The sequence below is a fragment of the Kaistia nematophila genome (genome assembly GCF_026343855.1).
GTDB classification, from domain to species: domain Bacteria; phylum Pseudomonadota; class Alphaproteobacteria; order Rhizobiales; family Kaistiaceae; genus Kaistia; species Kaistia nematophila.
Genome location: NZ_JAPKNK010000002.1, coordinates 681,653 through 702,180, shown reverse-complemented (window position 1 = coordinate 702,180; position 20,528 = coordinate 681,653). Strand labels below are relative to the sequence as shown.

The following is a 20,528-nucleotide window of genomic DNA, read 5'->3' as shown; positions in this document are numbered from 1 at the left end:
GGTGGCGCCGTCGAAAGCAACCGGCCGACGGCGCCGCCGCGATGGGCGTCAGCGATAGACGATGCCGCCGTCCGTCAGGATCGCCTGGCCGGTGATGTAGTCGGAATCGTCGCTGGCGAGGAAGGCGACCAGGGCGGCGACGTCGGCCGGCGTCTGCGCGCGGCCGAGCGCAATGCCCTCGACATATTTCTTGTAGGTCTCGCCTTTCGGCGTGCCGGTGATCTCGGAGAAGCGCTCGTCGATCTCCACCCACATGTCGGTGCCGACGATGCCCGGGCAGTAGGCGTTCACGGTGATGCCCTGGCTGGCATATTCCTTGGCCGCCGCCTGGGTCAGGGCGCGCACCGCGAATTTGGTGGCGGAGTAGACGCCCAGCATGGCGAAGCCGTCATGGCCGGCGATCGAAGAGGCGTTGATGATCTTGCCCTTCTGCTTGCGCGCCTGAAACGTCCTGGCGGCCGCCTGGATGCCCCAGAGCACGCCGTCGACATTGATGCGGAAGATGCGCTCGAGATCGGCTGGTTCCACCTCCGAGAGCGGCTTGACCTGGGCGATGCCGGCATTGTTGACGATCACGTCGAAGCCGCCGAGCGTCTTTTCGGCGTGGTCGACGGCAGCGAACACCTCGTCGCGCTTGCTGACATCCGCGATCGCGGTCGTCGCCTTGACGCCGAGCGCTTCGACCTCCTTGCGGACGGCCTCCAGCTTCTCGGCCTTGAGATCGACCAAAGCGAGGTTGGCCCCGTCCTTCGCCAGCCGCAAGGCGATGCCACGGCCGATGCCCTGGCTCGCACCGGTCACGAGGATGACCTTTCCTTTAACTGACATATCCTTGGTCCTTTCATGTTGCCGCATTCGACTTGCGGACGGGAGGAATGGGTCGCCGGGGCGGCCCTATCTCAGCAGGTAGGCGACGAGGGGCGCCGCCAGCAGGTTGAGGAGACCAACCAGCACCATGACGAGTCCGGCGACGGCGCCCTCGGTCTCGCCGATCTGGTGGGCGCGGGCGGTTCCCGCGCCATGGGCCCCCACCCCGAAGAGCGAGCCGCGCGCCAAGGCCGAGGCAAACGGGATCCGCGCCAGGATCATGTCGCCGATGACGGCCCCGGCAAGGCCGGTGACGACGACGAAGACGGCCGTCAAATCGGGGATGCCGCCGATGTCGCTGGAGACTTCCATGGCGAAGGGCGTGCTGATCGAGCGCGGCAGCAGGCTGAGACGCAGCGCTCCGTCGAGGCCGACCAGCGTCGCCAGCGCCCAGCTCGAAACCATGGCGGTCAGGCTGCCGGCGAGCATGCCGACGAGCAGGACGGGCCACTGCCGGCGGATCATCGCGCGCTGCTCGTAGATCGGCACGGCGAAGGCAACCGTCACCGGGCCGAGCAGCACGACGAGCCACCTCGTGCCGCGGATATAGTCGCTGTAGCTCGCGTGAAACGAGAGCACGGCGATGGCGATGAGGACAGGCGCGACGGCCAGCGGCATCAGCCACCAGCGCGGCCAGCGTCTGTAGATCCGCTTGGCGAGTGCGTAGAAGCCGATCGTGACGGCCGACCACAATAGCGCGTGGAAGAGGGGTTCAGCGAGGATCTGGTTCAGCGCGGGCATGGCCGAGCCTCCACCGATAGCAGCGATCAACGGCGAAGGCGGTCGCCAGCATCACGGCCGCCGTGCTGATCAGGATGACGAACAGGACCTTGAGCCCGACGAGGCCGAGAAATTCGCGATGGTCGAGCACGGCCAGCACAGCCGGGACGAAGAAGAGGAGCATGTCGGCGAGCAGCCAATCGGCGCCGCGCCGCATGCTGCGCGGGTTGAGACTTCCCGTCGCAAGCAGGACGAGCAGCAAGGCCAGACCCAGGATGGCGCCGGGAACGGGGAGGGCCAGCAGCCGGACCAGGGCTTCGCCCGCCAGCCAGAAGGCGATCACGAGCCCGGCCTGCAGACATGCGCTGTGGCGAACGAACCGGGCGGCCTTCTGCTGCGGACTCATGGGGGAAGCTCCTTCGTTCTCCAGGATATGTGGCGCTGCAGCATGATGAAAATGAATTGATCGACTAGCGTATATTCAGATACGGAATAGGGATGGAATTCCGTACGCTCCGCGCCTTCGTCGAGGTTGTGCGCCAGGGAGGCTTCTCCCAGGCCGCCAAGACCGTGTTCGCGACCCAGTCCACGGTCAGCAAGGCGGTGAAGCAGCTCGAGGAAGAGATCGGCGTCCCGCTGCTCGACCGCATCGGCCATCGGAGCGTCCTCACCGTTGCCGGCGAGGTCGTCTATCGGCGCGGCGTCCGCCTGCTCGCCGATCGCGATGACCTGCTGGCGGAGCTGGACGAAATCCGCGGCCTGAAGCGGGGCGCGCTGCGGCTCGGCCTGCCGCCGGTCGGCAGCAGCACGCTGTTCGCGCCGCTCTTCGCCCTCTATCGCCAGCGCTATCCCGGCATCGACGTGCGCCTGGTCGAGCATGGCAGCGCGCAGCTGGCGGAAAGCCTGCGAGCCGGAGAGATCGACTTCGCGGGCGCGCTGATCCCGACCTCAGAGGAGTTCGACTGGCAGGTGGTCCGGCGCGAGCCGCTGGTGGCGCTGGTGCCGGCGAGCCATCCCCTGGTCGGCCGGCGTTCCGTAACGCTTGTCGATCTCCGGGAGACGCCGTTCATCCTCTTCGAAAGCGGCTTCGCCTTGCACCGGGTCGTGCTCGATGCCTGCCAGCGCGCCGGCTTCGAGCCCAATATCGTGGCGCAGAGCAGCCAGATCGACTTCATGATCGAGCTGGTCGGCGCGGGGCTCGGCGCGGCCTTCCTGCCGCGCATGATCGCGGCGCAGAGGCGCCAGTCCGCCGTCCGCCACCTCCTTCTCGACGAGCCGGGCACGGAATGGCACATGGCGATGACCTGGCGCCGCGGCGCCTTCCTGTCTGCCGCCGCGCAGGCCTGGCTCGATCTCGTGCGCGAGATCCATAACGGCGACTGAGGCGGCGAACAGGGCGTCCAACGACCCGCTTTCGCCATGTCGCAGTGCAGCGTAGCTTTCCTATCGCCGGCGCGCCGATGCGAGACGATCCCTTCCGATCGCCGGGGGCGCCCGCCACGACGGGAGATCTCCACATGGACGAGCCGATCCAATCGACCCTGAACGATCCGGCCAAGGCGCGGCGAGACGTCGTGCTGCAGGAAATCCAGCCGGCCCTGCTCGGTTTGATGGACGGGTCCGTCTCGACGCTGGCGCCGATCTTCGCGACGGCGGGGCTGACGGGAAGGCCGCTCAGCGCGTTTTTCGTCGGGCTGGCCGCCTCGCTGGGCGCGGCCATCAGCATGGGCCTCTCGGAAGCCCTTTCCGACGATGGCAGCGTGACGGGGCGCGGGGGGCCGGTGCGGCGCGGCGCGATCACCGGCGTCTCGACCGGGATCGGCGGCATGCTGCACACCATCCCTTTCGTGATCCCCAACCTGCAGATCGCGCTCAACGCCGCCTATGCGGTCGTCGCCTTCGAGCTGATCGCGATTGCTTTCATCCGCTACCACTTCATGGGCGGCAGGCTACTCAACACCATCGTCCAGGTGGTGATCGGCGGTGCCATCGTCTTCGCCATCGGCGTCTGGCTCGGCAAGATCGGCGCGGGTTGAGCGAGGCGGCAGGACGCCATCCTCGTCGATGGACCAGGCTCGCGTTGACATGCAGGTAAATGCCTGCATATTATGATCCGGCAATCGGGTGAGAACGATGGACGCAGACAAGGTCTTCAGGGCGCTGGGGGATCCGACCCGCAGGAAGCTGCTGGACCTTCTCTGCGAGAGGAACGGGCAGACGCTTGGCCAGCTCTGCGAGAATCTCGATATGGCCCGGCAGTCCGCCACGCAGCACCTGGAGATCCTGGAGGCGGCCAATCTGGTCGCAACGATCCGGCGCGGCCGCGAGAAGCTGCATTTCATCAACCCCGTTCCGCTCCAGGAAGTCTACGAGCGGTGGGTCCGGAAGTTCGAGCATCATCGCCTGAGCCTGCTTCATGACCTCAAAAAGGAACTGGAAGGAGAGTAAGATGACCGGCGACACGAAGAGCTTTGTCTATGTGACTTACATCGCCTCGACGCCCGAGAAGGTCTTCGAGGCCATCACGCGGCCGGATGTCGCCCGCCGCTACTGGGCACATGAGAACGTCTCCGACTGGCGGCCGGGTTCCCGGTGGGAGCATGTCCGCAACAGCGCGGCGCGCGAGGTCGATATCGCCGGCAAGGTGATCGAGAGCGAGCCGCCGCGGCGGCTGGTGATCAGCTGGTTCGATCCCTCGGCGTCCGAGGATCCCGCCCAGCACAGTCGCGTCACCTTCGAAGTCGTGCCGTATGACGGCATGGTGCGGCTGACCGTGATGCATGACGACCTGCAGGCGGGCAGCCGCATGGAAGCGGGCATTACCCGGGGCTGGCCGATCGTGCTGTCGAGCCTGAAGTCCTTGCTCGAAAGGGGCGAGGGGCTCAATGTCTACGCCAAGCCGAGCGAGGACGCCGGCCGGGCCGCCTGAACCCTTGAGGCGAGGAGCGCGTCGCATGAAGGATCCTTATCGGGGCGGGTGCGCCTGCGGCGCGATCCGCTATGAGACAACGAGCGAGCCGATCGTCGAGCTCCACTGCCAGTGCCGCGACTGTCAGCGGCGAAGCGGCACCGGCCATTCCTCCTACCTGACTTTCGCGCAGCGCTCCGCGATGCGCATCACCGGCGAAGCGACGAGCTGGCGCGTCGCCGGTGAAAGCGGCAACGAAAAGATCCATGCCTTCTGTCCCGTCTGCGGCGCGCCCGTCTACCTGACCTTCGCCGCCATGCCGGAGCTGATCGCCGTTCATGCCGCAAGCCTGGACGACCCCGGCCGGTTCAATCCGGGCTTCGTCACCTATGGCATCCGTGCCCAGCCCTGGGACCGGATGGATCCGGGACTGCGGCGCTTCGACAGGATGCCGCCGGGCTGAGCGCTTCCTTCGCTTCGGCAGAGGCTTGCGCTATAAACCTCATCCAACGATGAGGTTTGCGATGCGCGATGGCGAAACCAGGGTGATGCTGGCGGTCGGCGAAGTGGCCCGGCGCAGCGGCATTGCGGTATCGACGGTGCATTTCTATGAGTCCAAGGGGCTGATCGCCGGCGAGCGGACGCAGGGAAACCAGCGGCGATATCATCGTTCGGTGCTGCGCCGGATCGCCATCATCCGCATCGCCCAGCGCGCCGGCATTCCGCTTGCTACCGTCAACGAGGCGCTGCGCGACCTGCCGCACGACCACACGCCGAATGCGCGCGACTGGCGGCATTTCACCGAGACGTGGAAGGACATGCTGGAGGAGCGGATCACCGGGCTGATCCAGCTGCGCGACCAGCTCACCAGCTGCATCGGCTGTGGATGCCTGTCGCTGGAGGATTGCCCGCTGCGCAATCCGGACGACGAGCTCGGCAAGCGCGGCGCCGGCCCGCGCCGCCTTCTTCCGGATGAAGAGCTGCTCTCTTGACCTCAACTTTGGTTGAGGTTCTATAAGCCGTGTCGGTCGGCGACGAATCGTCGCCAATGGAGTGCCGACATGAATTTTGATCTGGATGTGCCAGCGCCGAAGGCTGGCGAACTGATGGTGATCGCCGAGCCAAGCGCGCCCGCCGGCTGGGGCGAACTGCTCTCCGGCAAGAATGCCGTCTACGCGCTGGCGCTCGCCGGCGGCGTGACGCTGCACGCCGTCAACATCTACATCGCCACCACGGTGATGCCGTCGGTGGTCGTCGATATCGGTGGCCTCGATTTCTATGCGTGGGCGACGACGCTGTTCGTCGTGGCCTCCATCCTCGGCGCGGCGCTGACCGCCAAGCTGCTGAAGGGCGCGGGCCCGCGCGGCGCCTATGTCGTGGCCTCGCTGCTGTTCGGCGGCGGCACGCTGCTCTGCTCGCTGGCACCCAGCATGCCGGTGATGCTGGTCGGGCGCGGCGTGCAGGGGCTGGGCGGCGGTTTCCTCTATGCGCTCGCCTATGGCCTGACGCGGCTGGTGCTGCCGGAGCGGCTCTGGGGCCGCGCCATCGGCCTGATCTCGGCGATGTTCGGCATCGCCACGCTGATCGGCCCGGCCGTGGGCGGCGTGTTCGCTCAATATGGCGCGTGGCGCGCCGCCTTCTGGTCGCTGATCCCCGTCACCGCCGTCTTCGCTCTCGTCGCCTATGCGACCCTGCCCAGGGCGAGCCGCGACCGGGATGCCGGCACGCCCGTGCCGCTGCTGCAGCTCGTCTTCCTCACTGGCGCGGTGCTGGCCGTCTCGGCGGGCAGCCTCTCTTCGTCGCTGTTCTGGAACCTCGCCGGCCTCGTCGCCGGCATCGGGATGACGGTGCTGATCGCCGCGGCCGAGGGCATGGGCGGCGCTCGCCTGCTGCCGCGCGGCGCCTTCAGCATCGCCACGCCGCTCGGCGCCCTCTACCTCACCATCGCGTTGCTGATGATCGGCATGCAGCCGGAGGTCTTCGTGCCCTACCTGCTGCGGCAGCTGCATGGGCAGTCGCCGATCTGGGCGGGCTATCTGGCGGCGCTGATGGCGCTCGGCTGGACGACGGCGTCGCTCCTGAGCTCGCGCTGGCAGGAGAGCCATGGCGACTGGTTGGTGGTCGGCGGTCCGGCGCTGGTGGTGACCGGCCTCGCCCTGTTCGCGCTGTTCATGCCCGTCCACAGCGCCGGCGAGATCGCCTATCTGCTGCCGATCTGCCTCGGCCTCGTGCTGGTCGGCTTCGGCATCGGGCTGGCCTGGCCGAACCTGGTGACGCGCGTCTATGGCAGCGTCGGCGAAAGCGAGCAGGGCCTGGCTGCCGGCGGCGTGACGACGGTGCAGCTCTTCTCCATCGCGCTCGGCACCGCCGGCGCCGGCATGGTCGCGAACTTCGCCGGCATCGCCGAGCCCGGCGGCGTGGAGGGCGCGTCGAACGCGGCGCGCTGGCTCGGCGGCGTCTTCGCGCTGGCGCCGGCGCTCTGCGTCGTCGTGGCGGTGCGGGCCGTCAGCCTGACGACCCGGCGGGTGCGCCGGACCGCCTGACCTCCGGCTGCCCGATCGGGAAGGGCCGGCGCTGCGAAAGCGGCGCCGGCCCCTGTCGTTTCCGGCCTTGCTGCACTGCAATGGTTGGGTCGTCCGCGCCGACTGGCTATAAGGCCGCCAACGATCCTTCCAGACGCTGCGGACCCATGATTCGTCTCGACAACATCAGCAAGCAGAACGGCCACCAGATCCTGTTCATCGACGCCTCGATGGGGCTGCAGAAGGGAGAGAAGGTGGGACTGGTCGGGCCGAACGGCGCCGGCAAGACGACGCTCTTCCGGATGATCACCGGCGAGGAGCTGCCGGACGACGGCCAGGTGTCGATCGATCCGGGCGTGACCATCGGCTATTTCAGCCAGGACGTCGGCGAGATGTCGGGCCGTAGCGCCGTGTCGGCCGTGATGGACGGCGCCGGCCCGGTCAGCGAGCTGGCGGCGGAGATGGCCGAGCTCGAGGCGGCCATGGCCGATCCCGACCGGATGGACGAGATGGACGATATCGTTGCCCGCTACGGCGACGTCCAGGGCCGCTTCGAGGAACTGGACGGCTACGCGCTCGAAGGGCGCGCGCGGGAAGTGCTTGCCGGCTTGAGCTTCAGCGAGGAGCGGATGGACGGCGACGTCGGCTCGCTGTCGGGCGGCTGGAAGATGCGCGTGGCGCTCGCCCGCATCCTGCTGATGCGCCCCGACGGCATGCTGCTCGACGAGCCGAGCAACCATCTCGATCTCGAAAGCCTGATCTGGCTGGAGGATTTCCTGAAGGGCTATGACGGCGTGCTGCTGATGACGTCGCACGACCGCGAGTTCATGAACCGCATCGTCGGCAAGGTCGTCGAGATCGACGGCGGCTCGCTCACCACCTATTCCGGCAACTATGATTTCTACGAGCAGCAGCGCGCGCTCGGCGAGAAGCAGCGCCAGGCGCAGTTCGAGCGCCAGCAGGCGATGCTCGCCAAGGAGATCAAGTTCATCGAGCGCTTCAAGGCGCGCGCCTCGCATGCCTCGCAGGTGCAGAGCCGGGTGAAGAAGCTCGAGAAGATCGACCGGGTCGAGCCGCCGCGCCGCCGTCAGTCGGTGCAGTTCGAGTTCCGCCAGGCGCCGCGCTCCGGCGACGACGTCGTCAGCCTGAAGAATGTCCACAAGGGCTTCGGCAGCCAGTCGATCTACGAGGCGCTGAATTTCCAGGTTCAGCGCAGGGAGCGCTGGTGCATCCTCGGTGTCAACGGCGCCGGAAAATCCACGCTGCTGAAGATGGTGGCGGGCACGGCCGACCCGGACCAGGGCAGCGTGACGCTCGGTGGCAGCGTGAAGATGGGCTATTTCGCCCAGCACTCGATGGAGCTGCTCGACGGCGACGAGACGGTGTTCGAGTCGCTCGAGGGCTCGTTCCCACAGGCGGGACAGGGTTCGCTCCGGGCGCTCGCCGGCTGCTTCGGCTTCTCCGGCGACGACATCGACAAGCGCTGCCGGGTCCTTTCCGGCGGCGAGAAGGCGCGTCTCGTCATGGCCAAGATGCTGTTCGATCCGCCGAACTTCCTTGTCCTCGACGAACCGACCAACCATCTCGACATGGCGACCAAGGAGATGCTGATCGCCGCGCTTCAGGATTTCGATGGCACGATGATCTTCGTCTCGCACGACCGCCATTTCCTGGCGGCGCTTTCCAATCGCGTGCTGGAACTGACGCCGGACGGCGTCCGCCAATATGGCGGCGGCTATACCGAATATGTCGCGAGCACCGGCAGCGAAGCGCCCGGCCTGCATCCGGCCGGGTAGGGTATTACGGCGTTGGCGCGGCCGGATCGAGCAGGCCTTCCGACTTCAGGTCGGCCCAGAGCGCTCTCGGCGCCGGTTCGTCCAGCGCCGCGAGGTTGCGGGTTATCTCGGCCGGATTGACCGCGCCGAGCAGCAGCGACGATACCGCCGGATGGCCGAGGCAGAACTGGACGGCGGCGCGCGCCAGCGGCACGCCGTGCGACCGGCAGACCAGATCGATCCGCGCGACGCGCTTCAGGATTTCGGGCGGCGCGGCTTCGTAATTATAGCGCGCGCCCTCGATGGCGCCGGTGGCGAGGATGCCGGAATTGAAGATTCCGCCCAGCATGACGCCGACGCCCTTCTTGAGGGCCAGCGGCATCAGCGTCGCCAGCGCAGGCTGCTCCAGCAGCGAATAGCGGCCGGCGAGCAGGATGGTGTCGAAATCGCCGTCGCGCAGGAAGCGCTCGCACCATTCATGATCATCGAGCCCGACGCCGATCGCTCGGACGAGGCCCTGGCGCCGGAGGTCGCTCAGCGCCCGGTAGGCGCCCTTCATGGCCTCGCAATAGCGCGCCTCGACGCCATCTTCGCCATGCGTCCAGCCGTCGATGTCGTGGATCAGCAGGATGTCGATGCGGTCCGTGCCGAGCCGCAGCAGCGACTGCTCGAACGAGCGCATCGTGCCGTCATAGGAATAGTCGAAGCGGGCGCGGTGCGGCAGGCTGCCGACGAAGCCGCCCGCCGGCTTCGCGAGCGGCTCGCCGCAATGGCGTGCGGCGTCCATCACCCGGCCGATCTTGGTCGAGAGCACGACGCTGTCGCGCGGCACGGAGCGCAGGGCCGTGCCGATGCGATGCTCGGCGAGGCCGTTGCCATAATGCGGCGAGGTATCGATCAGCGTGATGCCGGCGGCCATCGCCGCCTTGGCCGTGTCGATGGCGGTGGTCTCGTCGAGTCTCTCGAAGAAATCGCCGAGCGGCGCCGAGCCGAACCCGATGCGCGAGACCTCGAGGCCGGTGCGGCCGAGCGGGACGCGGGCAGGCGGGCTGCTCATGCCTTTCTCCGGAACTGCAGGTAGAAGGCATAGCGCTCCGGCAGCACGAAATCGGGTCTGTCGAGGCCGAGCGCATGGGCGGCGCGCCAGACGAAGGCGGAATCCGCCATCAACTCGCGCCCGAGCGCCACGAGGTCCGCCTTGCCGGAGGCGACGATCCCCTCCGCCTGTTCCGGATCGGTGATGGCGCCGACCGCCATGGTCGCGATGTCGGCCACGGCGCGGATCCGCTCTGCGAAGCCGATCTGGAAGCCGGGGCCTTCCTTGATGTGGCCGGGATTGGTGCGAACCAGGATGCCGCCGGCGGAGCAGTCGATCACGTCGACGCCGGCCGGTTTCAGCGCCTTCGCGAGTTCTACGGCGTCGTCGAGCGTCAGGCCCTCGCCGGGAACTCGGTCGATGCAGGAGGCGCGGTAGAACAGCGGCATGTCGGCCGGGATCGCGGCGCGGACCGCTTCGGCCACCTCGACCGCGAGGCGCATGCGGTTTTCCGGCGAGCCGCCATAGGCGTCGGTCCGCTGGTTGGAAATCGGCGAGACGAAGCTATGGATCAGGTAGCCATGTGCGCCGTGGATCTCGACGAAGTCGAAGCCGGCCGCCACCGCCCGGCGCGCCGCGGCGGCGAAGGCGGCGACGATGCCGGCGATCTCGTCGATTTCGAGCGCGTGCGGGACCGGCCAGTCCTCGTGATAGGCGATCGCCGAGGGCGCGACGGTGGTCCAGGCGCGCGGATCCTCTGCCGGCAGCGCCCAGCCGCCGGACCAGGGCGGCGTCGAGCTGGCCTTGCGCCCGGCATGGCCGAGCTGGATGCCCACGACGGCGCTCTGGCGATGATAGATGGCGGCGATCTTCGACAGGCCGTCGATCTGCGCATCGTCCCAGATGCCGAGGCAATCCGGCGTGATGCGGCCTTCCGGCAGGATGCCGGTCGATTCCACCAGCGCGCCGCCGACGCCGCCGAGCGCGAAGCGGGCGTGGTGCTCCAGATGCCAGTCGCCGACCCGGCCGTCCTCTGCCGCGTACTGGCACATGGGCGAGAGGACGACCCGGTTCTTGAAGGTGACGCCCCTGAGCTTCAGGGGCGTGAAAAGTCCAGCCATTCGGGATTTCCGCCGGTCGATGCTCAGATCTCGGCCAGCAGGCTGTTGTCGAACATGTCCTTGGTGACCTTGATGCCGACCTTTTCCAGCGTGGCGATGTTGTGCTCGATCGCGGCGTCGTCGAGCGCGAACACGCCGTTCGGATGCTGCATCAGCGGGTTCTGCGCCTTGCTGTGGAACTCGGAAGCGCCCGGCGTGTAGCCGTTGCCCTTGAACCAGGTGTCCTCGTACTTCTTCAGGTAGGTGGCGCCGTTCTTGAAGTCTTCGTCCCAGCCCTTGCGGCTGGCGCGCAGGAAGCCGACCAGATCCTTGCGGCGGTTCTTCAACGTGTCGTCGGTGACGGTGACGAAGTCCTTGCCGAAGGGCAGGCCGGAATCGTAGAAGAGGATGTAGTTGGCCTTCTTGCCGGATGTCTGCTCGACGATGTAGGGCAGCGAGGTCATGAAATCGACGACGGCGTCTACCTGTCCGGTCGCGAGCGGCGTCGGGTCGAAGGCGTAGGGAACGATCTTCACCGTGCTCGGATCGACGCCGTTGAGGCCGAGCAGCACGTTGAAGGTGCCAAGGCTGAGCGGCGGGCAGGCCACTGTCTTGCCGACGAGGTCCTTGATCGACTTGATGCCGCTTGCTTCCAGGCTGATGACGCTGTCCGGGCTTTTCTGGAACTGGCAGCCGATGATCTTGAACGGCGCGCCCTTCTCGGCGACGGCCGAGGCGGTCTCCATCAGCGAGGTGAGCGCGACATCGGCCTTGCCGGTCAGGAGCGAGGCCGGCGGGATCACGTCCGGGCCGCCCGGGATGTAATTCACATCCAGGCCCTCGGCCTTGTAGTAGCCTTCGTCGATCGCGATGAAGTAACCCATGAATTCGGGATCGTTGATCCAGATCGACTGGAAGTTCAGCGGCGTGGTTTCGGCAGCCTGGGCGCGTCCGAGCGGCCCGAGGCCGACGAGGGCGGCGCCGGCGAACAGGGTCTTGGCGAAATCACGGCGCGACTGCACGAATTTCATCTTCTGCGTCCTTCAGTTCGGCAAAGCGGGGCGGCGGGACAGGGCGCATGCCTGTTCCGGGCGGATATGGGTCTATTTGAAGAGGAACGGGATGTTCATGGAGCGACTGGCGACAACGATCCGTAGCAGTATTCGTCCTGCAACTGGAAATATTATGCTGTCGGCTCGATCCGAATTTTCGGTCTATCAAACCGTATAGGATGATTTTATCGACGCGATTTGCCAGATCAACATGATTTTGTTTTGTGCGATCCCAAATTTGAAGCAATTGCATTGCCGGATTTGCACAAGATTCGATCAGTCGCGACGGGTCGATGCAGCGGTTTGCTCTCAAGCCTCCGTAACAGGCACGAGGAACTCGATCTCGAAGAAGGCGCCGCCGGGCGCCTGGCAATAGATCGCCCGGCCGCCGGGGAAATCGATCGCCCGGCCGAGAATGCGCGCTCCTGCGGCCACCGCCGCCGCGACCGTGCCCTCGAAATCATCGACATGGAAGGCGACATGGCCGGCGCCCGGCCGCCAGGGCAGGGCGTCCGGCTCGGGCCGTTCCTCCTGTTCGGAACGGAAGGCGATCAGTTCGAGGATCAGCGGATAGGCATCAGCGCGGAGCTGCGCGAAATCGCAGGCAAGGCCGGCTCTTCCTGTCATCGCGGCGATGTCGTCGGCCATTCCCCGTTCAATGAAGAGCGGCGCGAAGCCGAACACCGCGCCGAAGAAGGCGATCGCCGGATCGATGTCCGAGACCGTCAGCGAGGCGTGGTGCCAGCGCATGCCGGCGGGCGCGTTCATCGGCGCACCGTGCGTTCGAGCAGGCCGACCGCTTCATAGGCGGCGACGGAGATCAGAATGCTGACGAGCGCGCCGGCCCAGATCATGTCGTAGTCGAGCCGGCCGCGCGAGATGTTGAGCAGGTTGCCGAGGCCGACGCCGGAGAGCAGCCATTCGGCGAGCAGCACGCCAAGCAGCGCCTGCGGTGCCACCAGCCGCGCGGCGGCGAAGAGATGCCCGGTCGAGAACGGCACGGTGACGAAGACGAGCCGCTTCAACCGGCTGCCGCCATAGACGCTGACGAGGTCGCCGGCGGCGCGCGGCACCATGGCGAAACCCTGGTTGAGCATCACATAGGCCGGGAAGAACACCACGATCACCGCCATGAAGACGGACGCCATGGTGCCGCGGCCGAACACCAGCACGACGAACGGTACCAGCGCCACCAGCGGCATGTTCTGCGCCACCATGGCGAAGGGCAGCATGGCCCGCGCCAGCGCCGGAGCGAGCACGGAGAGCGCCGCCAGCACGAAGGCGACGGCGAGGCCGGCGATCAGGCCAAGCGCAGCGATTGGTAGCGTCTGCGCCAGCGCATGGCCGATCGCCGCGCGTGCCGCGGCGGCGCCGTGGCCCTGGAAGAGGAACTGCACCGTCTGCACGGGGCCCGGCGCGATGATCGGGTTCAGCTTGCTGAGCCAGAGGCCGAACGACCAGAGCGCGAAGGGAAGCACGAAGGCTGCGGCGATCAGCGCCAGGCGGATCAGCCGCGTGCGCATGCTGGTGGCGGCGAAGGATGGCCGCAGGGCGGCGAGGGTGACGGCGGAGGTCGTACTGGCGAGGCGCCGGGCCGGCAGCAGGAAGATGCCGTAGCCGGTGAGCGCGATGGCGCTGGAGAACAGGCCGATGCCCCAGAGCTTGGCGGGATTGCCCTGCGGCAGCGACGAGAGCAGGAAGGAGCCGAGGCCCCAGCGCGTGCCGGAGCCGAACTCGCCGAGCACCGCGCCCAGCACGGCGATCGGCGCAGCGACGCGGAGCCCCGCGAACAGCGACGGCAGCGAGCCGCGCAGGCGGACATGGCGAAACATCGTCCAGCGATTGCCGCCATAGGTGGTGACGACGTCGGCGAGCCTTGGGTCGGTCTCGCGCAGTCCGAGCAGCGTCGCCGACATGGCCGGGAAATAGACCATCAGAGCGGCGAGGATTGTCTGCGGCCAGTTGCCGGTGAAGAACAGCACCAGCAGCGGGCCGACGACGATCGCCGGCATGGCGAAGAGGGCGATGTTGACGCCGCGAAAGGCAAGCTCCAGCCCCGGCAGCAGGCAGAACAGGCAGGCGGCGAGAATGGCGACGGCGGTGCCGATGGCGAAGCCGATGATCGAGGTCTGGATCGTCGCCAGGCCGTGGAGCCAGTAGAGCTCGCGGTCGGCGAAGAACTGCAGGAGGATGCGCGACGGCGCCGGCATCATGGCGACGCCCCAGGCGGTCGTCTGGCCGAGAAACTCCCAGACCGCCAGAAAGAGCAGCGTCCCGAACAGGATGCGGGCATTCGACCGGGTCGCGAGATCGGTCATTCGGTGTGGCCCTCGCCGTGCAGGCTCGCCATCAGCCGGTCGCACAGCGCGTGGAAGTGCGGATGGCTGAACAGCTCCGGCGTGCGGGGGCGGGCAAACGGGATCTTGATGATCTCGGCGATGCGGCCGGGCTTCGCCTGCATCACCACCACCTCGTCGGCGAGGAACACCGCCTCGTCGATGCCGTGGGTGACGAGGATCGTCGTCGTCTGGCGCGCCGCCCAGATCCTCTGCAGCTCGACATTCATCGTGCGGCGCAGGATCTGGTCGAGCGCGCCGAAGGGTTCGTCGAGCAGCAGGACGGACGGGTCGCTGACCAGCGAGCGGGCGATCGCGACGCGCTGGCGCATGCCGCCCGAAAGCTGGCCGGGCAGCGAATCCTCATGGCCCTTGAGGCCGACCAGCTCGATCAGCTCGTGGATCTTGTCGGTGTGCGCCTTGACCGAGCGGCCGAGGATCTGCAGCGGAAAGGCGATGTTCCGGAACACGCTGCGCCAGGGCAGCAGGGCGGCGTCCTGGAAGGCGATGCCGAGTTCGCCCTCCCTGCGGAATTGTTCCGGATGCTTGCCGCGGATCAGCACGGCGCCATTGTCCGGCTGCTCCAGACCCGCCGCCATGCGCAGCAGGGTGGACTTGCCGCAGCCGGACGGGCCGATCAGCGCCACGAACGAGCCCTTCGCCACCTTGAGCGAGATCGGCGCCAGCGCCACCATCGGTCCGCGCGCGGTCTCAAAGGTCTTGCCGGCCTGGTCGATGATGAGGTCGACCGGCGGCTGCGGCCGCGTTTCGCGGCTGTCGACCGGTTCCAGGGCTGGATAGTCGCGGGCGGGAAGGGCGTTCATGATGGCTGGGCCGGACCTTTCGATGTTTCTGGTTCAGACCGCTTCGAGGAAGGCGCGGGCGGCCGCGCCATGCTCGTGACGAAGCCGTGCAAGATCCACGCCGACAGGCGCGCCGTCGAGGACACGCCATTTTCCGCCGACCATGACGCGGTCGGCGCGGTGGGCGCCGCAGAGCACGAGGGCGGCGATCGGGTCGCCGGCGCCGGAGAAGCGCAGTTCGTCGAGGGTGAAGAGGGCGAGGTCCGCCTGCCTTCCGGCCTCGATGCGGCCGATGTCCTTGCGGCCGAGGCAGGCGGCGGAGCCCTCCGTCGCCCAGCGGATCGCGTCCTGGTGGGTGACCGCCTCGGCGCCATAGCGCAGCCGGCCTAGCATCAGCGCGTGGCGGATGCTCTCCATCAGGTTCGAATTGTCGTTGGAGGCCGAGCCGTCGACGCCGAGGCCGACGATCGCGCCGGCCGCCTCCAGTTCCTTGGTCCGGCAGATGCCCGAGGCGAGCACCATGTTGGACGTCGGGCAGTGGCAGACGCCGATCCGGTGCTTGCCGAGGCGGCGAATCTCGTCGTCGTCGAAATGGATGCCATGCGCCAGCCAGACGCGCTCGTTCAGCCAGCCGACTTCCTCGAGATAGTCGAGCGGGCGGCAGCCGAAATGGGCGAGGCAGAACTCGTCCTCGTCCAGCGTCTCGCCGAGATGGGTATGCAGCCGGCAATCATATTTCTCGGCCAGGGCCGCGCTGTCGATCATCAGCTGTTTGGTGACGTTGAACGGCGCGCAGGGCGCGACCGCTACGCAGCGGAACGAGCCCTCCGAGGCGTCATGATATTTCGACAGCACACGCTCGCAGTCGGCGATGACGGTGTCGTAGTCCTGCATCAGCCGTTCGTCGGCGATGCCTCCGCTCTTCGAGCCGAAATTGATGGCGCCGCGCGTCAGCGCGATGCGCATGCCGAGCCGCTCGGCTTCCTCGGCCTCGATGTCGACGGCATCCGGCATGTCGACGCCGAAGACGAACAGATGGTCCGAGGCGGTGGTGCAGCCCGACATCAGCAGTTCGGTGAGGGCGAGGCGGACGCCGAGCCGGAAGCGGTCGCGGTTCAGATGCGCACCCCAGCGCGGATAGAGCGCCTTCAGCCAGGGAAACAGTTCCTTGTTGATCGCGTCCGGATGGGCGCGGGTCAGCGTCTGGAAGAAGTGGTGATGCGTGTTGACGAGGCCCGGCAGCACGACGTGGCGGCTGGCGTCGACGATCTCGTCGCAGGGCGCGGTCGGGCCTTCGCTGCCGACCAGCTCCACGATTTTGCCGCCGGAAATCACCAGGCCGCGTTCAGCGCCCTCGGCAAAGACGGCAATCGGGTCGCGCAGCCAGACGCGCTTCTCTGACGTGTCAGCCATGGTCTGTCCCTTCATCGCGCATAGCCGAGGACGGCCTTCACTTCGAGGAACTCGCGCATGCCGTGGTCGCCGAGTTCGCGGCCATTGCCGGACTGCTTGTAGCCGCCGAACGGCGCGTTGAAGTCGAAGGGCGGGTTGTTGATGAAGATGCGGCCGGCGCGGATGCGCGCGGCGGTGCGGCGGGCGTGCTCCTCGTCACGGGAATAGACATAGCCGGCGAGACCGTAGACGGAATCATTGGCGATCCGGATCGCTTCTTCCTCGTCGTCATAGGCGAGGATCGAGAGCACCGGCCCGAAGATCTCCTGCCGGGCGATCGTCATGTCGGGATCGACGTCGGCGAAGATGGTGGGGCGGACGAAATAGCCGCTTTCGATGCCGTCCGGCCGGCCGGGGCCGCCGGCGACGAGCGTCGCACCCTCGGCGATGCCGGTCTCGATCATGCCCTGCACCTTGGTGAACTGGGCGATGCCGGCGACCGGGCCCATGCCGGTCTCGCCGAGCGTCGGGTCGCCGACGACGACGGTCTCGGCGATGGCGCGGGCGCGTTCGACGATCTCGGGGAGCAGAGCACGGGGGACCAGCATGCGCGTCGGCGCGATGCAGGACTGGCCGGAATTGATGAAGCAGCGATTGACGCCATCGGTGACGGCGAGGTCGAGATCGGCGTCGGCCAGGATGATGTTGGCGGACTTGCCGCCGAGTTCCTGGTGCACGCGCTTCACCGTATCGGCGGCCGCCTTGGCGACCTGGACGCCGGCGCGGGTCGAGCCGGTGAAAGAGACCATGTCGATGTCGGGATGGGCGGCGATCGCCTCGCCGACGACCGGGCCGGTGCCGTTGACGAGGTTGAAGACGCCCTTCGGCACGCCGGCGTCATGCAGCACCTCGGCGAGGATGTGAGCCGATAGCGGCGACAGCTCCGATGGCTTCAGCACCACGGTGCAGCCGGCGGCGAGCGCCGGCGCGAGCTTGGTGACGATCTGGTTCAGCGGCCAGTTCCAGGGCGTGATCAGGCCGCAGACGCCGATCGCCTCGTGCGTGAGCAGCGTGTTGCCCTTCAGCGTGTCGAATTCGAAGTCCCGTAGAACGGCGGCGGCATCCTCGAAATAGATGATGCTGGAGGCGGTCTGGATCTCCCAGGCGAGCCAGGCGGGGGCGCCCATCTCGGCGGTGACCGCCTTCGCCATGTCGGCCCGTCGCGCCTTGAAGCTCTCGACGATGCGGGTAAACAAAGCGAGCCGCTCCTCGCGGCTCGTAGCGGAGAAGGCGGGGAAGGCGCGGCGCGCGGCGGCGACGGCCCTGTCGACGTCGGCGGCGCTGCCGAGGCCGATCCGGCCGGCGGGCTCTTCGGTGGCCGGATTGATCACGTCCGCAATCGCGGGCGATACCGGCGCCACCCAGCTGCCGTCAATGTAGAAATGCGTCGTATCGGCCAAGGGAGGCGCCTCGTGTCAGATCAGCGGGACATGCGTTTCCGCGAGGCGGATGACGGCGTCCTGGTGGGGTTGAAGGGTCTGGTGCGGCATGCCGGCGATGAGCGGCTCGAACGGGTCCTCGACTGTGCCCTTCAGGCCCGAGAGGGCTTCGAGGATGGCCATGCCCAGGAAGGGCACGGACGGGCGGTGATAGCCGCCCTCATGCGTCATCAGCAGGCGTCCGTCGCAGAGTTCGTCGGCGGCCGCCATGAGCATCCGCGTCATCGACGCGAAGGTGCTGCCCGCAAGCATCATCCGGCCCTGCGGGTCATAGGCGCCGGCGTCGAGGCCAGAGGCGACGACGATCATGTCGGGCGCGAAGCGCCGGAGCGCCGGCAGCACGACGCGTTCCATCGTGGCGAGATAGGCGCCGATGCCGCTGCCAGGCGGGAGCGGGATGTTCAGGTTGCTGCCCTCGCCCGCGCCGCCGCCGATCGCGTCGATCGCGCCGGAGTTGGCGGGATAGCAGCCGTCCTGGTGGATCGAGATCGTCAGCACATCAGGGTCTTCCCAGAAGATGTGCTCGGCGCCGTTGCCGTGGTGGACGTCCCAGTCGAGGATGGCGACGCGCTTCAGCCCATGCGCCTGCTGCGCATGGCGGGCGGCGAGTGCGCCGTGGTTGAAGATGCAGAAGCCGAAACCGTGTTCCGCCTCGGCATGGTGCCCGGGCGGGCGCACGAGCGCATAGGCGTTGGCGACGCGCCGTTCGACCACCGCGTCGACGGCTGCGAGGATGCCCCCGGCGGCCAGCGCCGCGATCTCGAAGCCGCCCGGCCCGAACGGAGTTTCGCCGCCGACATGGCCGAGCGCGGCGTCGCCGCCATCGCCGGCGCTCATCATCCTGAGCGTTTCGAGATAGGCCGGCGCATGCACGCGGGTGAGCTCGGCGTCGGTCGCGGGCCTCGGCTTGATAAGAAGAAGTTCTTCCGTCAGGCCAGCGACATCGAGCAGGTTCTTGATGCGCCGCTTGCCGCCAGCGCTCTCCGACGGCTCGTCCGGCTCGATCACGCCGCGGCCGGATTTCAGGAATCCGGCCAAGGCCGACGTGTCGTGCCACATCAGCAGTTCGTGCCAGACGAGGCCCGTCGGAAGCGGCATCAGATCACACCGAAATGCTTGGCGGTGGCGTCGAGCGCTTCGCGGGCGATGTCGAACACCGTGTCTAGCTGCTCGGTGGTGATGACCAGCGGCGGCATCAGGCTCATCGTGTCGCCATTGGCGCGGAAGGCGAGGCCGCGCTTCAGCGCCTCGGCGCTGCAATGGTCGCCGATATGCGCCTCGTAGTCATAGGCTTCGCGCGTCGCCTTGTTCTTGACGATCTCCAGCCCGCCCATCAGGCCGACGCTGCGGACATCGCCGATCAGCGGGTGGTCGGCAAAGGTCTCCAGCTTCGCCTTGAAATAGGGGGCGAGCACCTTGCCGGCGTTCTCGACGATGCCTTCCTCTTCGAGGATGCGGATGTTTTCCAGCGCGACGGCGCAGCAGGCGGGATGGCCGGAATAGGTGTAGCCATGCGCCCACTCGCCGCCCTGTTCGATCAGCACGTCGGCGACGCGGTCGGAGATGATGGTGGCGGAGAGCGGCAGGTAGCCCGAGGTCAGGCCCTTGCCGACCTGCATGATGTCCGGAACGATGCCGTAGAAGTCGCGGCCGAACCACTTGCCGGTGCGGCCGAAGCCCATGACGACCTCGTCGACGACGAGCAGCACGTCGTATTTCCGGCCGATGCGCTGGATCTCGGGCCAGTAGCTCATCGGCGGGCAGATGGCGCCGCCGGCGCTCTGGGCCGGCTCGGCATAGAAGGCGGCGACGTTGTCGGCGCCGATCTCCAAAATGCGCTCCTCCAGCCAGCTCGCAGCCAGGATGCCGAACGCCTCGGGATCCATGCCGAAGCCGTTGCGGTACTGGTAGGGCGTCTTGATGTGGGTGACGGTCGGCAGCGGCAGGTCGCCGCCGGCGAAGTGCATCGGCGTGATGCCGGAGAGGCTGGCGGCCATATGCGTGCTGCCGTGATAGGCGAGCTCGCGGGCGATGATGACGCGCTTCTGCGGCTTGCCGACGAGGTTCCAGTAGCGGCGCAGCAGGCGCACGGCGGTCTCGTTGGCCTCCGAGCCGGACGACTGGAAGAAGACGTGGTTGAGGCTGTCCGGCAGCATCGAGGTCAGCTTCTCGGCGAGCGTCACGGCCGAGCGATGCGTCGTCTTGAAGAAGGACTGGCAGTAGGAAAGCTCGGACATCTGGTCGGCGGCGGCCTTGACCAGTTCGGGGCGGCCATAGCCGACATTGACGCAGCCGAGGCCGGAGAGGCCGTCGATGATCCGCTCGCCCTCGGTGTCCCAGACATAGACGCCTTCGCCGCGCACCGCGACGCGCGAGCCCGTCTGGCGCAGGCTGGCATGGTCGGTGAACGGGTGCAGATAATGGGCGCGGTCGAGCACCTGCCAGGCCTGCGTATCCATCTCTTGATAGGTCATGTCTTCCTCGGATTTCGGACGGCGAACGCACGCCGCGGCATGAC

Annotated in this window: 21 protein-coding genes; 8 read left to right on the top strand and 13 right to left on the bottom strand. The window is 67.4% G+C overall.

Features of this window, described 5'->3' with window-relative positions:
* Positions 1-48: 48 nt before the first annotated feature.
* The 3 genes from OSH07_RS07570 to OSH07_RS07560 form a co-directional block, all read right to left on the bottom strand.
* A complete protein-coding gene (locus tag OSH07_RS07570) occupies positions 49-828 on the bottom strand; it encodes an acetoin reductase (protein WP_266338004.1) in 780 nt (259 codons plus the stop codon).
* Between the two features lie 66 nt (positions 829-894).
* Positions 895-1,608 carry an LrgB family protein gene (locus tag OSH07_RS07565; RefSeq protein ID WP_266338003.1) on the bottom strand — a complete coding sequence of 238 codons (714 nt, stop codon included), beginning with the start codon at positions 1,606-1,608 and terminating at the stop codon, positions 895-897.
* Entirely contained in the window at positions 1,580-1,993 is a 414-nt protein-coding gene (locus tag OSH07_RS07560; protein ID WP_266338002.1) for a CidA/LrgA family protein, read from the bottom strand. Before OSH07_RS07560 ends, OSH07_RS07565 begins: the two co-directional genes overlap by 29 nt.
* Before the next feature lie 92 nt (positions 1,994-2,085).
* On the opposite strand from OSH07_RS07560, the gene OSH07_RS07555 reads away from it, so the two are divergent.
* The 8 genes from OSH07_RS07555 to OSH07_RS07520 all read left to right on the top strand — a co-directional run bounded on the left by OSH07_RS07555 (position 2,086) and on the right by OSH07_RS07520 (position 8,813).
* On the top strand, positions 2,086-2,970 hold the full coding sequence (locus OSH07_RS07555) for a LysR family transcriptional regulator (protein WP_266338001.1): 885 nt from the start codon (positions 2,086-2,088) through the stop codon (positions 2,968-2,970).
* Positions 2,971-3,104: 134 nt separating this feature from the next.
* Positions 3,105-3,623 carry a VIT1/CCC1 transporter family protein gene (locus OSH07_RS07550; RefSeq protein WP_266338000.1) on the top strand — a complete coding sequence of 173 codons (519 nt, stop codon included), beginning with the start codon at positions 3,105-3,107 and terminating at the stop codon, positions 3,621-3,623.
* Positions 3,624-3,720: 97 nt separating this feature from the next.
* The gene (locus OSH07_RS07545) at positions 3,721-4,035 is read left to right on the top strand and encodes an ArsR/SmtB family transcription factor (protein ID WP_266337999.1); all 315 of its coding nucleotides are present in this window, start codon (positions 3,721-3,723) and stop codon (positions 4,033-4,035) included.
* 1 nt (position 4,036) lies between these two features.
* On the top strand, positions 4,037-4,516 hold the full coding sequence (locus tag OSH07_RS07540) for an SRPBCC family protein (RefSeq protein ID WP_266337998.1): 480 nt from the start codon (positions 4,037-4,039) through the stop codon (positions 4,514-4,516).
* 25 nt (positions 4,517-4,541) lie between these two features.
* Entirely contained in the window at positions 4,542-4,958 is a 417-nt protein-coding gene (locus OSH07_RS07535; protein WP_266337997.1) for a GFA family protein, read from the top strand.
* 61 nt (positions 4,959-5,019) lie between these two features.
* Positions 5,020-5,487, top strand: a complete 468-nt coding sequence (soxR, locus tag OSH07_RS07530) for a redox-sensitive transcriptional activator SoxR (protein WP_266337996.1) — start codon at positions 5,020-5,022, stop codon at positions 5,485-5,487.
* A gap of 69 nt (positions 5,488-5,556) precedes the next feature.
* Positions 5,557-7,038, top strand: coding sequence for an MFS transporter (locus OSH07_RS07525; RefSeq protein WP_266337995.1), 1,482 nt, complete (start codon positions 5,557-5,559; stop codon positions 7,036-7,038).
* A gap of 146 nt (positions 7,039-7,184) precedes the next feature.
* On the top strand, positions 7,185-8,813 hold the full coding sequence (locus OSH07_RS07520; RefSeq protein WP_266337994.1) for an ABC-F family ATP-binding cassette domain-containing protein: 1,629 nt from the start codon (positions 7,185-7,187) through the stop codon (positions 8,811-8,813).
* 4 nt (positions 8,814-8,817) lie between these two features.
* On the opposite strand, the gene OSH07_RS07515 is transcribed toward OSH07_RS07520, so the two are convergent.
* The 10 genes from OSH07_RS07515 to OSH07_RS07470 form a co-directional block, all read right to left on the bottom strand.
* Positions 8,818-9,849, bottom strand: coding sequence for an aldo/keto reductase (locus OSH07_RS07515; protein WP_266337993.1), 1,032 nt, complete (start codon positions 9,847-9,849; stop codon positions 8,818-8,820).
* Positions 9,846-10,949 (bottom strand): NADH:flavin oxidoreductase/NADH oxidase, encoded by a 1,104-nt coding sequence (locus OSH07_RS07510; protein ID WP_266337992.1) that lies wholly within the window; start codon positions 10,947-10,949, stop codon positions 9,846-9,848. The genes OSH07_RS07515 and OSH07_RS07510 overlap by 4 nt, the downstream gene beginning before the upstream one ends.
* 23 nt (positions 10,950-10,972) lie before the next feature.
* Positions 10,973-11,959, bottom strand: a complete 987-nt coding sequence (locus OSH07_RS07505) for an ABC transporter substrate-binding protein (RefSeq protein WP_266337991.1) — start codon at positions 11,957-11,959, stop codon at positions 10,973-10,975.
* 330 nt (positions 11,960-12,289) lie between these two features.
* On the bottom strand, positions 12,290-12,748 hold the full coding sequence (locus tag OSH07_RS07500) for a VOC family protein (RefSeq protein WP_266337990.1): 459 nt from the start codon (positions 12,746-12,748) through the stop codon (positions 12,290-12,292).
* Complete coding sequence (locus OSH07_RS07495) at positions 12,745-14,298, bottom strand: ABC transporter permease (RefSeq protein WP_266337989.1); 1,554 nt, start codon at positions 14,296-14,298, stop codon at positions 12,745-12,747. The genes OSH07_RS07500 and OSH07_RS07495 overlap by 4 nt, the downstream gene beginning before the upstream one ends.
* Positions 14,295-15,140 carry an ABC transporter ATP-binding protein gene (locus tag OSH07_RS07490; RefSeq protein ID WP_266337988.1) on the bottom strand — a complete coding sequence of 282 codons (846 nt, stop codon included), beginning with the start codon at positions 15,138-15,140 and terminating at the stop codon, positions 14,295-14,297. The genes OSH07_RS07495 and OSH07_RS07490 overlap by 4 nt, the downstream gene beginning before the upstream one ends.
* A gap of 33 nt (positions 15,141-15,173) precedes the next feature.
* Positions 15,174-16,532: an 8-oxoguanine deaminase gene (locus OSH07_RS07485; RefSeq protein ID WP_266337987.1), complete on the bottom strand. Its 1,359-nt coding sequence runs from the start codon at positions 16,530-16,532 to the stop codon at positions 15,174-15,176.
* A gap of 11 nt (positions 16,533-16,543) precedes the next feature.
* Positions 16,544-17,971 carry an aldehyde dehydrogenase family protein gene (locus tag OSH07_RS07480; RefSeq protein WP_266337986.1) on the bottom strand — a complete coding sequence of 476 codons (1,428 nt, stop codon included), beginning with the start codon at positions 17,969-17,971 and terminating at the stop codon, positions 16,544-16,546.
* Positions 17,972-17,986: 15 nt separating this feature from the next.
* Positions 17,987-19,108: a class II histone deacetylase gene (locus tag OSH07_RS07475; RefSeq protein WP_266337985.1), complete on the bottom strand. Its 1,122-nt coding sequence runs from the start codon at positions 19,106-19,108 to the stop codon at positions 17,987-17,989.
* Positions 19,108-20,484: an aminotransferase gene (locus OSH07_RS07470; protein WP_266337984.1), complete on the bottom strand. Its 1,377-nt coding sequence runs from the start codon at positions 20,482-20,484 to the stop codon at positions 19,108-19,110. Before OSH07_RS07470 ends, OSH07_RS07475 begins: the two co-directional genes overlap by 1 nt.
* Positions 20,485-20,528 lie beyond the last annotated feature (44 nt).

Coding starts and splice junctions, on each gene's coding strand:
- OSH07_RS07570 (WP_266338004.1), bottom strand. CDS start 828: ATGTCAGTTAAAGGAAAGGTCATCCTCGTGACCGGTGCGAGCCAGGGC.
- OSH07_RS07565 (WP_266338003.1), bottom strand. CDS start 1,608: ATGCCCGCGCTGAACCAGATCCTCGCTGAACCCCTCTTCCACGCGCTA.
- OSH07_RS07560 (WP_266338002.1), bottom strand. CDS start 1,993: ATGAGTCCGCAGCAGAAGGCCGCCCGGTTCGTTCGCCACAGCGCATGT.
- OSH07_RS07555 (WP_266338001.1), top strand. CDS start 2,086: ATGGAATTCCGTACGCTCCGCGCCTTCGTCGAGGTTGTGCGCCAGGGA.
- OSH07_RS07550 (WP_266338000.1), top strand. CDS start 3,105: ATGGACGAGCCGATCCAATCGACCCTGAACGATCCGGCCAAGGCGCGG.
- OSH07_RS07545 (WP_266337999.1), top strand. CDS start 3,721: ATGGACGCAGACAAGGTCTTCAGGGCGCTGGGGGATCCGACCCGCAGG.
- OSH07_RS07540 (WP_266337998.1), top strand. CDS start 4,037: ATGACCGGCGACACGAAGAGCTTTGTCTATGTGACTTACATCGCCTCG.
- OSH07_RS07535 (WP_266337997.1), top strand. CDS start 4,542: ATGAAGGATCCTTATCGGGGCGGGTGCGCCTGCGGCGCGATCCGCTAT.
- soxR (WP_266337996.1), top strand. CDS start 5,020: ATGCGCGATGGCGAAACCAGGGTGATGCTGGCGGTCGGCGAAGTGGCC.
- OSH07_RS07525 (WP_266337995.1), top strand. CDS start 5,557: ATGAATTTTGATCTGGATGTGCCAGCGCCGAAGGCTGGCGAACTGATG.
- OSH07_RS07520 (WP_266337994.1), top strand. CDS start 7,185: ATGATTCGTCTCGACAACATCAGCAAGCAGAACGGCCACCAGATCCTG.
- OSH07_RS07515 (WP_266337993.1), bottom strand. CDS start 9,849: ATGAGCAGCCCGCCTGCCCGCGTCCCGCTCGGCCGCACCGGCCTCGAG.
- OSH07_RS07510 (WP_266337992.1), bottom strand. CDS start 10,949: ATGGCTGGACTTTTCACGCCCCTGAAGCTCAGGGGCGTCACCTTCAAG.
- OSH07_RS07505 (WP_266337991.1), bottom strand. CDS start 11,959: ATGAAATTCGTGCAGTCGCGCCGTGATTTCGCCAAGACCCTGTTCGCC.
- OSH07_RS07500 (WP_266337990.1), bottom strand. CDS start 12,748: ATGAACGCGCCCGCCGGCATGCGCTGGCACCACGCCTCGCTGACGGTC.
- OSH07_RS07495 (WP_266337989.1), bottom strand. CDS start 14,298: ATGACCGATCTCGCGACCCGGTCGAATGCCCGCATCCTGTTCGGGACG.
- OSH07_RS07490 (WP_266337988.1), bottom strand. CDS start 15,140: ATGAACGCCCTTCCCGCCCGCGACTATCCAGCCCTGGAACCGGTCGAC.
- OSH07_RS07485 (WP_266337987.1), bottom strand. CDS start 16,532: ATGGCTGACACGTCAGAGAAGCGCGTCTGGCTGCGCGACCCGATTGCC.
- OSH07_RS07475 (WP_266337985.1), bottom strand. CDS start 19,108: ATGCCGCTTCCGACGGGCCTCGTCTGGCACGAACTGCTGATGTGGCAC.
- OSH07_RS07470 (WP_266337984.1), bottom strand. CDS start 20,484: ATGACCTATCAAGAGATGGATACGCAGGCCTGGCAGGTGCTCGACCGC.